Annotated in this window: 15 protein-coding genes; 4 read left to right on the forward strand and 11 right to left on the reverse strand. The window is 40.7% G+C overall.

Annotation, left to right across the window (positions count from 1 at the left end; all coding sequences use genetic code 11):
- Nucleotides 1-678 precede the first annotated feature (678 nt).
- The 3 genes from CAPGI0001_RS01720 to CAPGI0001_RS01730 all read left to right on the forward strand — a co-directional run bounded on the left by CAPGI0001_RS01720 (nt 679) and on the right by CAPGI0001_RS01730 (nt 4,086).
- Nucleotides 679-2,388, forward strand: coding sequence for a glutamine--tRNA ligase/YqeY domain fusion protein (locus CAPGI0001_RS01720; protein ID WP_002666008.1), 1,710 nt, complete (start codon nt 679-681; stop codon nt 2,386-2,388).
- A 30-nt stretch (nt 2,389-2,418) separates the two neighbouring features.
- Nucleotides 2,419-2,880 carry a CAP domain-containing protein gene (locus tag CAPGI0001_RS01725; RefSeq protein ID WP_248601286.1) on the forward strand — a complete coding sequence of 154 codons (462 nt, stop codon included), beginning with the start codon at nt 2,419-2,421 and terminating at the stop codon, nt 2,878-2,880.
- A gap of 72 nt (nt 2,881-2,952) precedes the next feature.
- Nucleotides 2,953-4,086: a GAG-binding domain-containing protein gene (locus tag CAPGI0001_RS01730; protein ID WP_162013381.1), complete on the forward strand. Its 1,134-nt coding sequence runs from the start codon at nt 2,953-2,955 to the stop codon at nt 4,084-4,086.
- A gap of 50 nt (nt 4,087-4,136) precedes the next feature.
- Here the strand turns inward: CAPGI0001_RS01730 and CAPGI0001_RS01735 are convergent, their stop codons facing one another.
- From CAPGI0001_RS01735 to CAPGI0001_RS01785, 11 genes are all read right to left on the reverse strand, one after another.
- On the reverse strand, nt 4,137-4,835 hold the full coding sequence (locus tag CAPGI0001_RS01735; protein ID WP_002666083.1) for a response regulator transcription factor: 699 nt from the start codon (nt 4,833-4,835) through the stop codon (nt 4,137-4,139).
- The gene (locus tag CAPGI0001_RS01740) at nt 4,814-5,254 is read right to left on the reverse strand and encodes an acyl-CoA thioesterase (RefSeq protein WP_002666077.1); all 441 of its coding nucleotides are present in this window, start codon (nt 5,252-5,254) and stop codon (nt 4,814-4,816) included. Before CAPGI0001_RS01740 ends, CAPGI0001_RS01735 begins: the two co-directional genes overlap by 22 nt.
- The gene (locus CAPGI0001_RS01745; protein ID WP_002665996.1) at nt 5,229-6,503 is read right to left on the reverse strand and encodes an ABC transporter permease; all 1,275 of its coding nucleotides are present in this window, start codon (nt 6,501-6,503) and stop codon (nt 5,229-5,231) included. Before CAPGI0001_RS01745 ends, CAPGI0001_RS01740 begins: the two co-directional genes overlap by 26 nt.
- Nucleotides 6,496-7,242 (reverse strand): ABC transporter ATP-binding protein, encoded by a 747-nt coding sequence (locus CAPGI0001_RS01750; protein WP_002666017.1) that lies wholly within the window; start codon nt 7,240-7,242, stop codon nt 6,496-6,498. The genes CAPGI0001_RS01745 and CAPGI0001_RS01750 overlap by 8 nt, the downstream gene beginning before the upstream one ends.
- Entirely contained in the window at nt 7,239-7,640 is a 402-nt protein-coding gene (DarG, locus tag CAPGI0001_RS01755; protein ID WP_002666044.1) for a flexirubin biosynthesis protein DarG, read from the reverse strand. Before DarG ends, CAPGI0001_RS01750 begins: the two co-directional genes overlap by 4 nt.
- Nucleotides 7,637-8,074: a hotdog family protein gene (locus CAPGI0001_RS01760; RefSeq protein ID WP_040359343.1), complete on the reverse strand. Its 438-nt coding sequence runs from the start codon at nt 8,072-8,074 to the stop codon at nt 7,637-7,639. The genes DarG and CAPGI0001_RS01760 overlap by 4 nt, the downstream gene beginning before the upstream one ends.
- A gap of 2 nt (nt 8,075-8,076) precedes the next feature.
- On the reverse strand, nt 8,077-9,000 hold the full coding sequence (locus tag CAPGI0001_RS01765; protein ID WP_002666041.1) for a M48 family metallopeptidase: 924 nt from the start codon (nt 8,998-9,000) through the stop codon (nt 8,077-8,079).
- 61 nt (nt 9,001-9,061) lie between these two features.
- Complete coding sequence (locus CAPGI0001_RS01770; RefSeq protein WP_002666026.1) at nt 9,062-9,436, reverse strand: EthD domain-containing protein; 375 nt, start codon at nt 9,434-9,436, stop codon at nt 9,062-9,064.
- Between the two features lie 72 nt (nt 9,437-9,508).
- A complete protein-coding gene (locus CAPGI0001_RS01775) occupies nt 9,509-10,075 on the reverse strand; it encodes a LemA family protein (RefSeq protein ID WP_002666028.1) in 567 nt (188 codons plus the stop codon).
- A 58-nt stretch (nt 10,076-10,133) separates the two neighbouring features.
- Entirely contained in the window at nt 10,134-12,245 is a 2,112-nt protein-coding gene (feoB, locus tag CAPGI0001_RS01780) for a ferrous iron transport protein B (protein ID WP_002665994.1), read from the reverse strand.
- Nucleotides 12,238-12,483, reverse strand: a complete 246-nt coding sequence (locus CAPGI0001_RS01785; RefSeq protein WP_002666024.1) for a FeoA family protein — start codon at nt 12,481-12,483, stop codon at nt 12,238-12,240. The genes feoB and CAPGI0001_RS01785 overlap by 8 nt, the downstream gene beginning before the upstream one ends.
- A 101-nt stretch (nt 12,484-12,584) precedes the next feature.
- Here CAPGI0001_RS01785 and CAPGI0001_RS01790 point away from each other — a divergent pair, with 101 nt between their 5' ends.
- Entirely contained in the window at nt 12,585-14,039 is a 1,455-nt protein-coding gene (locus CAPGI0001_RS01790) for an MFS transporter (protein WP_002666032.1), read from the forward strand.
- The last annotated feature ends 21 nt before the right edge of the window (nt 14,040-14,060 follow it).

Raw genomic sequence — 14,060 nt, forward strand, 5'->3', positions numbered from 1 at the left:
ACCCATGCCATCACTCCCCATGCAGGACTTTCTTTGGTCAACAAATACCAAATACAAGCTGGGTATTCCCTACCCCTGAGGAATGATGCTACTTTCCATGGTTTTACCCTCTCAATTGTCATCAATGCTTTTGAACATTTCCCATGGTAAACAAAGAGAGAAGCTATCCTCATTGCTCAAGCCTACAAGGAGCAATATCCCAACCTGAGGAACACCATTACTAATAGAACAGAACTCCAACTACATTTTAAAGCTTGGATTGTTGAGGGAGAAGATGAGCTTTTTGGAGAGGTATGGGATTTCTATTACGTGATTTCCGATACTACAGGGCAAGTGGAATACACCTTTAATCACCATGGTAGACAAAATCCTCACTTAACTTAAGATATACTCCTTAAAAGAAAAAACTGATTTCCTTGAAAAATTAGATTTCTTTTTTATCACAAAAAAACCGAATGAATTTCTTAGGACAATTTAAATTGACAGATGAGAGCTCATAAAAAGAACTCTTTTTATATTAAAAAGTTTGTTTTGAGACTACTGACACTTTCTCTCTCATTGACAAATTAATTTTTTTTAACTATCTTTGCACTCTTGAAAGAAGCCCTCTTTACAAGGGAGTGCTTTACTCAAAATCAAACCTTATATCTAAGACCTAAAAACCTTAAAAAAGCTAACATGGCAGAAGAAATCAAAGAAAGATCCAACAATTTTATAGAAAATATCATAGAGGAAGACCTTGCAGGAGGTTTTTCTGCAAATAACTTGCGTTTTCGTTTTCCTCCAGAACCTAATGGCTACTTACACTTAGGGCATGCCAGTTCTATTTGCCTAAACTTTGGTTTGGGCTTGCGCTACAACGCTCCTGTGAATCTGCGTTTTGACGACACCAATCCCAGCAAAGAAGAACAAGAATACGTGGATGCCATCCGTCGTGATGTAGCATGGCTGGGTTATAAGTGGGACAAGGAGTGCTATGCTTCTGACTATTTCCAAGAGCTGTATGACTGGGCTGTAATGCTTATAAAAAAGGGGAAAGCCTATGTGGACAAACAGACTTCTGAAGAGATTGCAGCTCAGAAAGGGACTCCTACCACTGCTGGTACAGAGAGCCCTTATCGCAACACCTCCCCAGAAGAGAACCTTGCTCTCTTTGAGCGTATGAAGAATGGCGAGTTCGCCAATGGTACCTATGTACTTCGTGCCAAGATAGATATGGCCTCACCTAATATGCTTATGCGTGACCCTATCATCTACCGTATTATGAATGCCTCCCACCATCGTACAGGTGATAAGTGGCATATCTACCCTATGTATGACTGGGCACATGGCGAGAGTGACTACTTAGAACAGATATCACACTCTCTATGTACCTTAGAGTTTTTGCCTCATAGAGAATTATATGACTGGTTTTTGGATCAGGTAATTCCCACCTCTACCCTTGCCGATGGAAAGGAAGTAGTACGCCCTAAGCAACGAGAATTTGCCCGACGTAACCTTAGCCATACCATTGTAAGCAAGCGCAAACTGCTGCAACTGGTTACTGAAAAATATGTAGCGGGTTGGGACGACCCTCGTATGCCTACCATTTCAGGATTGCGCCGCCGTGGTTATACTCCAGAAGCCATACGTAAGTTTGCCGATACCATCGGTATCGCTAAGCGAGAAAACTTGATAGATGTCTCTTTGTTAGAATTTTGTGTACGTGAAGACCTTAACAAGAAGGCCAATCGTGTGATGGGAGTATTAGACCCTGTAAAAGTCATCATTACCAACTATCCAGAAGGGCAAGAAGAGTGGCTTGAAGCTGAGAACAATCCAGAGGTAAGCCCTATGACTTATCGTAAGGTACCTTTCTCTCGTGAATTATATATAGAACGTGAGGACTTCCGCGAGGAAGCGGACAAGAAATATTTCCGCCTAAAATTAGGAGGAGAAGTTCGTCTAAAAAACGCCTATATCATTAAGGCTGAAAGTGTAGTGAAGGACAACGAAGGTAACATCTTGGAAATACATTGTACTTATGATCCTGACAGCCGTAGTGGTAGTGGTAGCGAAGCAAGCACTCGCAAGGTAAAGGGTACCCTCCATTGGGTATCTGTACCTCATGCACTTACTGTAGAGGCACGCCTATATGATCGTCTCTTCACTGTAGCAGAACCCGATCGTCAAGAGGATAGTTTTCTTAATTACATCAACCCTGATTCACTAAAGGTAATTACCGCCTATGTGGAGCCCAGCCTACAAACAGCCAAAGCAGGTGATATTGTACAATTCCAGCGCTTAGGCTACTTTTGTGTAGATCCTGATAGCTCCCTTGACAAGCTTGTTTTTAATAAAACAGTAGGTTTGAAGGATACTTGGGAGAAAGTCAAAAGCGAGGAGTAAGAATCTCTATTTTCAACTATTTTTTTGAAATTGGCTTACAGATTTTTTTACTTCCTATTATTCTCTTGTATTATCGCAAGTGCACAGGATACTCCTTTGAACAAAGAACTACTTTTGGAGCTGGTCAATGCTCAAAGGAATCAAGGTTGCTTGTGTGGAGATACCTATTACCCAGCAGTACCTTCCTTGAAATGGAGTGATAAGCTCACTGCAATAGCTCAAAAGCACAGTGAAGAGATGTCTGTGCGCAAACAGCTTACCCACTATAGTAAGAATGGAGCTGATCCCGGAAAACGTCTGAGCAAGGCTGGCTACCATTGGCGCGCCTATGCTGAGAATATCGCTATGGGTAGTTTTCAGGAACGTACTGTTATCGAAGGATGGCTCAGTAGTCCCGCACATTGTGCTAACATCATGAACCCTCACGTAAAAGAAATGGGAATAGCTCGTAAGGGCAGGTACTGGACACAAGTCTTTGGGAGTAAGGAGTAAAAAATGAAGAATGAAATATTATAAATAGAATAAAATAATTATAACATGAAATATTTTTTTAAAATTTCTTTTATGGCATTAGCCATTGGTCTTTTGACCATAGGATGTAGTAAAAAAGGAGATGATGAAGTAACCCCTAATCCTAAAAACCCTTCTAATCCTACCAATCCTTCTAACCCCAGTAATCCTCCTGTAGCTTCCTCATTGAAGTTTACCCCTGAAAATCCCTCTGTAGAAGTGGAGAAAACAACTACAGTTGGCATAGTAGGGACTTGGAACACTACCGATAAGGTAAAAATAGACAATGAGGAAGTTGCTACCCTACAAGGTGCTGTTCAGGATAACAAACTTACCGTCTTAGGTAAAAAAGCAGGAACAACCAAGGTACATATCCTCTCTGCTGACAACAAAGAAAGAGGAAGTTTTGAGCTTACTGTAAGCCCTAAACTTTTGCTCTCTTTCACCCCTGAAAAAGCCGTTGTAAAAGAAGGAGAAACCACTACAATTACTTTCAGTGGCGTATGGAATGCTACCGATAGAGTACAAATTGTCAATGGGGAAATAGCTCAACTACAAGGCAATGTAACTGATAACAAAATTACCCTTTTAGCCAAAAAAGCAGGGACTACCAAGGTAGAGATTTTCACTCAGGACAACCGCAGTCGAGGCAGTTTTGAAGTATCTGTGTATACCACGGCTAGTACCCTCAAGCTACCTCATAAGAATCCCCTACCCCACTATAGGACTGATATTACCAATCGAGAGGAATACAAACGCCTTATAGAGGAAAGACTTGTGGCTTATGAAAAGCTAATGCTCAAATTAGAGAATTTAGAAAAATACCCTCTTGATATATATCGCTATAGAGATCAAGACGCTTTATATCAAGAAGGAATAAGAATCTCCAGAGCTGTGAAACAATTTTATAAAGAAAATAAAGATACTGTCAGTGACAGGGATCTGAAGAATACTTATGAGAACCTACACCAATATGGAGTTTGTTATGCAGAAGTAGAGATTATGGTTCGTATAGCTGAGCAATATCGCAAGAAATATCCTACCCATACCGAGATAGAGAATCTTATTAAAGAGAATTTCAATGGAGAATATGGCAACATAGATGGCCCTAATCTTACTGATTATCTCAATAGAAATATGGTTGCTACCTACAATAAAATTATTGATATTGTAAACACCTTACAATAAATAAAAAATGAAGAGTGAAAAGTGAGAAATCATTTTTCACTCTTCTCTTTTTACTTTTCATTCTTCACTAACCTATACCCTACTCCCTTAATTGTTTTTATTTTATTCTGGCCTATTTTCTCTCGGATTTTCCGGATATGTACATCTATGGTACGATTTTTAGCCTGATGAGCATCTCCCCAAATATGCAAGGCAAGTTCCTCCCGAGTAAAGAGCTTTTCAGGGGCTGAGAGTAAGAGAGAGAGCAATTCAAACTCTTTCTTGGGAAGAACATATCTTTCTCCCCCTTTAAGAAGTGTATAAGAGTCTGGATCCAGTGAAAAATCATCATGTTGTACAAAAGTGTGTTGTGGTTCTTTCTTAGAGAGACAACACCTGACCAAAGCTTGTAACTTATAGATAAAAAGTTTTGGTTTTAAGTTTTTATAGATAAAATCATCAGCACCTGCTTCAAATCCTGCCAGAAGAGCATAGTCTTGATTTTCCTCAGCCAATAGTACCACTATAGGATAGGTAGGAAGTCCCATCTGGGGCAATTGTTCACACACTTCCACTCCATCAGTATCTGGAAGAAAAATATTAAGTAGCAAGAACTCTGGAGCAGCCTTCTTGGCTATGCGTAATGCTTGTGCCGCTGAAGTAGCTGTAAGAACTTCGAAACCCACTTGTTGTAACAAATTTGCCCTATGTTCTAACCATTGGATATCACTATCAACTAATAAGATTCTTATAGGTGCTGCTTCCTCCATTGTTCATAAAATTCAGGATTATAGAGGGATAGTGTTCCCTCCTTTAGAGTGGTGAAGACCTGTATTGTCTCTCCTGTACATACCAATTCCTTAGCAGCATTGTAGATAAGATAATGAAAGACCAACTTGGCGGCTGTAGTATCCATATAATGTGCCTGTACCTCAAGGAGTTCCCCATAGCGTACCATTTTCTTATGTTCGCAGACACTCTTGACAATAGGAGTAGCAAACCCATGTCGTTCTACATCCAGATAGGAGATACCATACTTACGACCGAAAGCCTCTCGAGCATCTTCGAAATACTTGATATAGTTGCCATGCCAAACAATCCCCAAGGGATCTGTTTCGCTAAAGCGTACTCTTAGCTGTATACTCTCATATAGGGAGGTCGGATTATAGATTTCTTTTTGCCTTGTCATATACTATAGAAATTACCATACAAAGAATAAAAAATAACAATAATAGTCCCACCCTGGGGAGTACAGAGGCGATACTTCCCGCTCGGAGGAATACTTCATAGAAAGCCTGTAACCCCCAGTTCATAGGGGAGATCCTCGCTATAGCCTGCATAAAAGATGGCATGGCAAAAACAGGAATCCACACCCCACCTATAGCGGCAAGGATTACCGTAAGCGTAGCGCCTAAGGGTGCTGACTGTTCCTGTGTCTGACAGAGTGTCCCCAAGAGTACCCCCAAGCCGATTGCTGCCAAGGTTGCGGAGGTAGCTACCAAAAAAAGAGACAACATCCGCCCTGTGATATCCAAGAGTGGCAAGCCCATAAGAGGGAAAATATACAAACCCATAAGCACCATTAGGGCAAACTGTAAAAGCCCTATTAAAAGAAAAACTCCTATCTTGGCCATGAGCAATTCCCCATAAGAGAGCGGAGAGGTCAATAGGCGTATATGAGTACCCTGTGTCTTCTCCCGTACAATATTTGCCGAAAGTGGAATAGTGATAAAAAAGATAGCAAAGAGTGCCCATGCAGGCACATTGTGCTGTACTGAATTGGGGAGCTGAGTCATCTCAGTAGGATTAATCTCAGAGAAAGTAATCATCTTCCTTCCTGTGGGAAAAGGCAGATGTTTATCTTCTCCTAATTCCTTCTCAAAAGCACTATAGATAAAAAGGTTTTCCACTTGGTACATCATCTTATCTATATGGGTTTTGATTACTTCTTTGTAAGAGAGAGATAAGGTAGGATCAAAGTACAATCGCACTTCCTTAGGATCTATTTCTTTTAATGGCTGCCTATGTACCTCCTCCTCCATAAAAGCACTAAGAATCCTATCAACATTCTCTTGTACTTCTGCTTGCAGATCAGCTGAAAGATGCTTTGGTAATACTATCGCCATGATATACTCTCCCTGGTGTACCAATCGCTTAGCTTTTTGTTCGTCCAATCCTTTGATTTGAGCATCAGTAACTACTGAGAAGAAATGCCCCCCTTCTATCCCCATGCGTATGTGCTGTGATACCTCTCCATGGTCATTATCTACCAAGAGGATACGCATTTGCTGCTGGGAGATATTTCGGAAAGCCCCATCTTGCAAAAGAGTAACTGTGATGACCAAAACCAATGGCATCACAAAAAGAATGATAAGTCCTCCCAAGTCTCTACTAATAAGGAGGATTTCCTTGTAAATAGATGCAAAAAACTTATTCATAGGCCAGCTCCTGAGAAGTGAAACGAATAAAAACCTCCTCCAAGTGTTGCACTTTCTCCTGAGAGATAAGTTCTTTAGGAGTTCCTTGACAGAGGAGCACTCCCCTATCCAAAATAGCTACCCTATGGCAGAATTCTTGAGCTTCCTGCATGTGGTGAGAAGTATATAGGATGGACATACCCTGCTCATTGAGCTCTTTTAGATAATCTATAATGATATTCTTGGACATGACATCGACTCCAACAGTAGGTTCATCCAAGAAGAGCACTTCGGGGGTGTGCAGAATCCCCGCTAAAAGGTTGATACGGCGCTTCATCCCCCCAGAGAAGTGCTTGATCTTTCGATCAGCCACCTGTGAAAGCGCCACCCTTTCAAGTCCTTGAGAAACAAGATTTTGCAAATGTTTTCCCCGAAGACCATAAAGACTAGCAAAATAGCAAAGATTCTCCCTTGCTGTAAGTGTAGGATAAAGTGCATATTCCTGAGGCACCACCCCTATCCTATAGCGAATCTGGTTGGCTTGTCCCTTAAAAGACAAGCCACAGATAGAGAACTCCCCCGCAGTAGGGGTTATTTCCCCCATAAGGATGGACATGAGCGTGGTCTTCCCTGCCCCATTGGTACCAAGCATACCAAAAATCTCCCCTTTCTCCACCGAAAAAGAAAGATCCTTCAGTGCAAAATGGGGTGATTGTTTATATTTTTTATAGAGATTGACGACCTCTATTACCTTACTCATGTGTTTGAGGGAAAATTGGTTAGTTCTTCTACAGAAATATCAAAAATTTCCGCATATTTTTTCAATGTTTTTTCAGAGAGCTTAGCAAATACTTTAGGGCGTGCATGTCTTTTGATAATCCATTGCCACTTGTCCATATAACTGGCCAAGGTAGCCCAGTCCATGCGTGCACGAGCCATGTAATAGACAATAGGGCTCTGCTTACCTGCTTGTATCAGCTCCTTCGCTTTTTGCATTTGCTCATGCAAAAGATTCATAGAGGATTCTATCGCAATATCCTTGACCTCCCAGCCTTCGCTGAGAGCCGTTGTGTAATTTCCTTGATTATCGGTTACATAACAAACCTCCTTAAGCCCCTCCAAAGCCCCCTTCTGGTTAGGCATCTCTTGTTCTTTCATACGTCCAATTCTTTGATAAATAAGTTCATCTGCCCCTGTGCCAATAGTTTTTCCTGGTGATAGACCCCACAATCCATTGCGCAAATACTATATCCCTTGTCATCATAACGAGAAAGCAAAGTAGCCTCCGTACGTATGGTATGTAATATCTTCGGCAGAGAGAAAATTTCTGCCTTTTTGATAGCACTGATATAGCCAATAACCCTCTTGGTATCCTCTTCCAAACCAAAGAAAAACTGTCCTACAATAGCCGAGCAGGTCTGTGCCATATTTTCAATCAAGCCAGATTCGGTAAAGTATTCTTCCTCCAAGAAGATACAATCCTCTGGGATAAGAAATTCGGTCACAATACTGGTATCATTGATATGGGTGATAGTATCCACCATTTGCATAGGCGCGCGATGCGGAAGGTACTTAAGGATAGAGATATTCATCATTAATATTGTTCTAATACTTGTATACGCTTCTCTATAGGTGGATGGGTAGCGAAGAGCGAGAAGAACCCTTGTGCTTTGTAGTCGATAAAAAGTTCCTTAACTTCATCATTTTGAACCTCCCGTATGGTAGAATGACCTGATATCTTTTTCAGCGCGCTGGCCAAAGCCAAAGAATTACGAGTGAGTTCCACTGCTCCAGCATCGGCCATATACTCCCGCGAGCGAGAAAGCGCCAACTTAAAGAGAATCGAGAGGAAATAGATAGCTCCTGCCACCAAAAGAATTATCAACAATACAAGTGCCCCACCTCCCTTGTCATTTTTACGATTGCGAGAGGAGGACATACTGCCATTGAGCAACATCCGGAAAGCAAAATCGGCTATGGTAGCAAATATCCCTACAAAGACTATGGTTACTATCAATAAACGCACATCACGATTGCGGATATGTGTTAGTTCATGGGCAATGACTCCCTCTAATTCCTCGTCATTCAGGGTATTGATAATCCCACGTGTCAGGGTAACAGCAAAAGTTTTTTCATTGATCCCTGAAGCAAAGGCATTCAGCGCATCACTTTCTATGATATAGAGCTTAGGCATGGTCATTCCCACACTCATACATAGGTTTTCCGTCAGGTTATACACTCTCATATTCTCTCGCCTTTCCAAGGGGCGAGAATGAGTAGCGGACTGTATCATCTGAGTATGAAAAAAATAAGAAATAAAGAACCATATCGCCACCCCTATAAGAACCATAGGGATTATCGAAAGAAACTGAGTATTGGTACGTTCTATATCTTGGTCTGAAAGTATATACAATACCACATACGCCCCTACTAAAATCAGTAAAGGGAAAGCCAATAGGAACAAGATAGACTTGATATTGTTTCTTGCGATTTGTTGTCGTATTCCGAGGTATTGCATTTCTTAATTAGGTAATGATTAATGATTAACACTTGCTTGAATATGTGCGAAAGGAGTGGAATTACCTATTTTCATCAAATATTCTTTCTTCCGTGCCGAGCCACATTACAGAGGAGGCCATATCCACAAATTTTAGTTCGTCCTCACGGAGGTCAGCCAAGGCTTTTTGTCCCTCTAGAGTATTGCGCGCTTGGATAAAATCTTCCTTATACTCATACCACAATTCTCCCATGGCGTCAAACTCAAAAGGGAGAGTTTCCCTCTGAGTTGCAGATTTCTCATCTGTAGGAAAGAAAGGAAATGTCTTGGTGTAATCCTTGATAAGTAAGATCTCCTTATACTTTATTACCTTTTGAGAATGTGCTTCCCATAGTTTTATGAATTCTTCTTTTGTAAGAGAAGCTTTCTTACGGACAAACATTATAATCTTGAACATCCTGCTGCTATTTTGTAAAATATAAACCGAATATCATAGGTAACGTGGGATAAAGAATCTTCATGGAGTTCCTTACGAAAAAGAAATCTCTGGTGCTTTGTCCAACTGTTTGCGCTGTTCTGTACCTAAGTCAAAGAAAGGCTGAGGTGTCATATGCTTGAATCCTGCTACGATATTGGTAGGGATCGATTGTATAGCTGTATTGAGTTCCTTGGTAGTGGAGTTAAAATAACGGCGTACAGAAGCCAATTTATTCTCTATATCAGCTATTTCCTCTTGCAAGTGCATAAAGTTGGTATTTGCTTTAAGCTCAGGATAAGCTTCCACTTGGACATTGAAGGCACCCATAGCTGAAGAAAGTTCCTTTTCTGCTTCTATCTTATCATTGACTCCCGTAGCAGCAAGAGCACGAGAGCGTGCTTGAGTGATACGAGTGAGTACCTCTGATTCGTGGTTCATATATCCCTTGACGGCTGCTACCAGCTGTGGGATAAGGTCATGGCGCTGCTTGAGCTGAACATCTATATCTGCAAAAGCATTTTCTCGATTATTGGACAAAGCCACTAATTTGTTATTGGCACTGATGTACCAAAGCACTACAATCGCTACTACAGCGAGGATAATAATAAGTCCTGTCATGATTAAAACAATTTAATTTGGCGCAAAAATAATTAAAAAAAATGAATATTCCTATTTCTTAGCTAAGAATTTGATAGGCTGCAAAAGCCGAAAGATAGGCAAACCCTGTCATAAAAATCCACTGAATAATCGCCCATTTCCAGCTATTGGTTTCCTTACGAACAATAGCAAAGGTACTAATACACTGCATAGCCGAGGCAAAGAAAAGCAATATAGAAACCCCTGTAGCAAGGTTGAACATAGGAGTACCATCAGGGCGCATTTCCTCCTGTAGGCGAGTAATTACTGTGCGCTGCTCTGCCTCTCCTTCCTCTACATCTACCTCTCCTAAGCTATAGATAGTAGCCAAGGTACTTACAAAAGTCTCACGAGCAGCAAAAGATCCTAATACTGCAATACTTATCTTCCAATCATAGCCTAAGGGGCGAAATACAGGTTCTACAAACTTGCCCATATTCCCCAACAGAGAGTTTTCAGTACGGTAGCTCAGTAGGTAATGCTCCTTCTGATCCTCATCCCAACCGTATTGGGCTGCCATCTGCTCGGTATGAATCTCCGCATTGCGATACTTTTCACTCAGTCCATGGGTCTGTAAGAACCATATAAGCACCGTCATGAAAAAGATAATCTTACCGGCATTGACCACAAAGGCTTTGGACTTCTCATAGACCGTAAGTAGCACATTTCGTACCAAAGGCACCTTGTAGGTAGGCATTTCTATAATAAAATGTGTTTTGATTGTATGCTTGAGTACCAAGAACTTATTCAAAAGCCAAGCCGAAAAAATAGCCATAAAAACACCCAACATATAGAGCGCAAAGAGTGCCACAGCCTGATTGTCAAAAAAGAAATAATTGCCCTGAGGAATCACCAACTTTATGATAATCAAATAAATAGGAAGCCTTGCCGAACAAGTAATAAAAGGCGTTACCAAAATGGCTATCAGGCGCTCGCGCCAACTCTCAATCGTACGGGTAGCCATCACCGCTGGGATAGCACAAGCAGCCCCTGAGATAAGCGGAATGGTTCCCTTTCCATTAAGCCCAAAGGGGCGCATGATTCTATCCATAAGAAAGACCACCCTGCTCATATAGCCACTTTCCTCCAATAAGGAAATAAAGAAGAAAAGTAAGGCTATCTGAGGGACAAAAGAGACCACAGCGGTAAGTCCTGGTATCACCCCATCCACTAAGAGAGAAGTCAGCGATCCCTCAGGAAGAATCCCCGAAAGCCACTCTCCTACCCAGCCTAAAGCGCTTTCTATCCAGCCTTTGGGATATTCGCTTACGTAGAAAATCACTTGGAAAATCAGTAGCAATATTGCCATGAAGATCACATAGCCCCATACCTTATGCAGGAGTATCTTATCCAAGAGGGCTCGTGTACCGACTGCCGTAACCTTATAGGTATCCTTGAGTGCATTGTTAATCACCTGATAGCGAAGAATTGTTTCCCGCTGTTGCATTCGCTTGATTTCAGCTTCAGTCTTGATATTTTCCTTCTGGATCTCCATCTTGCGCAGCGCACCTACTACTTCAAAATTCTGAGAAATCACCATCCAGAGTTTGCCCAATTCCTCGTTGGGGAACTTCTCTTTGAGCGAGGAGAAGAAAGGAGGATCTATACGAGCTATATCCACTAAGGTCTCCAAAGAGAGTTTTTTATAATTGATAATAAGTTCCTTGAGTTCTTCTATTCCGGTTTTCTGGCGTGTACTCACAAGAGCGATACGCGTATGAAGAGCAGCTTCCAAGGCTGGGATATCAATGGTAATTCCTCGGGGCTTCATCCTATCGGCCATATTGATCGCCAAGATCGTAGGAATACCAAAATCCTTAATCTGAGTAAAGAGATAGAGATTTTGCTTGAGGTTCTCTACATCGGCCACTACCACCACTACATCAGGAAAATCAATATCATCCCTATCCAAGAGACAACTTACAGCTACCTTTTCATCCATAGAATTAGGATTGGTACTATAAGTACCTGGCAGGTCATAGATACGTGCATTGATGATTTGGGAGAGCTTACAGAATCCTACCTTTTTATCCACAGTAACTCCAGGATAATTCCCTACATGCTGATTCATCCCCGTAAGCAGATTGAAGATGGAAGTTTTCCCTACATTGGGATTGCCTATGAGAGCTACTTTTATTTCATTTTTACTCATCAGAAGCCGTATTAAAGATTTCTACCTCGATATATTGTCCCATTTCCTTACGAATGGCCAAGTGTGTATCATTCACAATCAGATAGTAAGGATCTCCTAAGGGAGCTATCTCGACCAGTTCTACCTTATTTCCAGGAAGACAGCCCAATTCTAATAATTTGATAGGAAGCATCTCGGTATGTATCTCCTTGATAAGATACTTTTCTCCTCGCTTCATTTGATTGACGGTAAGTGTCATTTTTATTTATACTTATTTTAAAGAGGCAAAGATACTATTTTTTTTCTTCTTCTCAAAAAAATTATGTAATTTTGTCATGGATTTTTAAAGACTTCTAAAGTATGAAAAACTATCTTTTACGTTCAGTAGTAGGAGTACAAATCGCTTCTTTTGTCATCGTTGGATTACTTGTTTTAATAACTCAATTTATCAACGATAAGGTATATCTATATGAATATGAACCTGCTCAAGACTTCTTAAGTATTGTACTCACTCCCTTCTATATCCTTATGAGTAACAGCCAATATGGCAACTCTTTCTTTCTATTGTTACATTCGCTCTGCTATTTCTTGTTTTTCTCTATGGTAGTGGGAAACATTATAGGGGTTGTTTGGTATTTTATCAAGAAAAAAACGCTCAAATCTTCCCCTTGGATGAAGGATTTCTTACTGGGAGAAGTTATATTCATAGGCTTATTAGTGATCAATTATCTTATCATCTATCTGACGAATCATTTTTCCTTTGAAATAGAGAAAGACTCTTCTTTATTTATGTTTTTAGCTGCCTTTGCAGGATGCTTTCCTATTTTTCTTTTAGGCAGATGGCTCTGGCGACGTGGCACACGACTACTGGGAGGGATTGCTTTAGCCGCTTGTGGGATAGCTCTTGCCTTTGTATCAGGTATTAGTATCTATACCTATGGACAAGAAGGTGAAAAGAATTGGGATGAATACTCCTATGAGAATGACGATTATCCTGAGAGAGACAACAATTCTGATAATGAAGAAGGAGAAGACCCTGAAGATTTTCTCATCATAGAAGAAACAGGGGATGATGACGAGGAAGAAATAACCTATAATCCTGAAAAAGACACCAAAGGCACTTACGATCCTTTTGCTTTTAAGACAAGTCAAATGGATTACATGGAATGGGATAAACCACAAGAGTATTATAAGTGGGACTTTAACAAATTCAATCATGATTTTTTCCAGAAATTATTTCATCAAGAACAATATGTAGTAGATTTGGAGGACATCTATCGTCAGGTAGATAGGAGCAAAGCCAGCAAAGAAGCACAAGACAAAGGACTCTATGAGTTTACTCAAGAGCTTGGAAAAGACTCCTATATGCTATCTTGTTTTTGGAGACATTTGGGTACTTTTACCTTGGAACAGATGAATCAGAATCAACTGCTTCGCTATAGTGCCAGAGCACGCTACTTACTCAAAGTGTATTACTTAGACAAGGGTAATATCAGCCTATATGAGGCTGTCTATAAAGTAATGAAAGACACTGATAATGAAGTTACTGAATATGGAGGATACGATGAAGAACAACACCTAAAGAACCAGCTAAAAGCACTACTTAGGGTATACACCGATCAGGATCGCTCGGAGGAACTTAGGCGTGATCTGAACAATAGTGACCTGAAATATACCGATATACGCTGGGCATATTCCTTCTGGGCTCGCCGCTATAAGGAGAAGAATATTCCTATCACTCTACGTATTCTCTTAGATGTCAATAAATATGTAAAAGATAAATATCCTAAGGAATACGAAAAGCCTGTCATGTAGATAGATTCTACATTTTTTTAA

Source organism: Capnocytophaga gingivalis ATCC 33624 (genome assembly GCF_000174755.1).
GTDB classification, from domain to species: Bacteria; Bacteroidota; Bacteroidia; order Flavobacteriales; family Flavobacteriaceae; genus Capnocytophaga; species Capnocytophaga gingivalis.

What these genes read in the sequence shown, in the direction of transcription:
- CAPGI0001_RS01720 (WP_002666008.1), top strand. Translation starts at nt 679, where the DNA reads ATGGCAGAAGAAATCAAAGAAAGATCCAACAATTTTATAGAAAATATC.
- CAPGI0001_RS01730 (WP_162013381.1), top strand. Translation starts at nt 2,953, where the DNA reads ATGGCATTAGCCATTGGTCTTTTGACCATAGGATGTAGTAAAAAAGGA.
- CAPGI0001_RS01735 (WP_002666083.1), bottom strand. Translation starts at nt 4,835, where the DNA reads ATGGAGGAAGCAGCACCTATAAGAATCTTATTAGTTGATAGTGATATC.
- CAPGI0001_RS01740 (WP_002666077.1), bottom strand. Translation starts at nt 5,254, where the DNA reads ATGACAAGGCAAAAAGAAATCTATAATCCGACCTCCCTATATGAGAGT.
- CAPGI0001_RS01745 (WP_002665996.1), bottom strand. Translation starts at nt 6,503, where the DNA reads ATGAATAAGTTTTTTGCATCTATTTACAAGGAAATCCTCCTTATTAGT.
- CAPGI0001_RS01750 (WP_002666017.1), bottom strand. Translation starts at nt 7,242, where the DNA reads ATGAGTAAGGTAATAGAGGTCGTCAATCTCTATAAAAAATATAAACAA.
- DarG (WP_002666044.1), bottom strand. Translation starts at nt 7,640, where the DNA reads ATGAAAGAACAAGAGATGCCTAACCAGAAGGGGGCTTTGGAGGGGCTT.
- CAPGI0001_RS01760 (WP_040359343.1), bottom strand. Translation starts at nt 8,074, where the DNA reads ATGAATATCTCTATCCTTAAGTACCTTCCGCATCGCGCGCCTATGCAA.
- CAPGI0001_RS01765 (WP_002666041.1), bottom strand. Translation starts at nt 9,000, where the DNA reads ATGCAATACCTCGGAATACGACAACAAATCGCAAGAAACAATATCAAG.
- CAPGI0001_RS01770 (WP_002666026.1), bottom strand. Translation starts at nt 9,436, where the DNA reads ATGTTCAAGATTATAATGTTTGTCCGTAAGAAAGCTTCTCTTACAAAA.
- CAPGI0001_RS01775 (WP_002666028.1), bottom strand. Translation starts at nt 10,075, where the DNA reads ATGACAGGACTTATTATTATCCTCGCTGTAGTAGCGATTGTAGTGCTT.
- feoB (WP_002665994.1), bottom strand. Translation starts at nt 12,245, where the DNA reads ATGAGTAAAAATGAAATAAAAGTAGCTCTCATAGGCAATCCCAATGTA.
- CAPGI0001_RS01785 (WP_002666024.1), bottom strand. Translation starts at nt 12,483, where the DNA reads ATGACACTTACCGTCAATCAAATGAAGCGAGGAGAAAAGTATCTTATC.
- CAPGI0001_RS01790 (WP_002666032.1), top strand. Translation starts at nt 12,585, where the DNA reads ATGAAAAACTATCTTTTACGTTCAGTAGTAGGAGTACAAATCGCTTCT.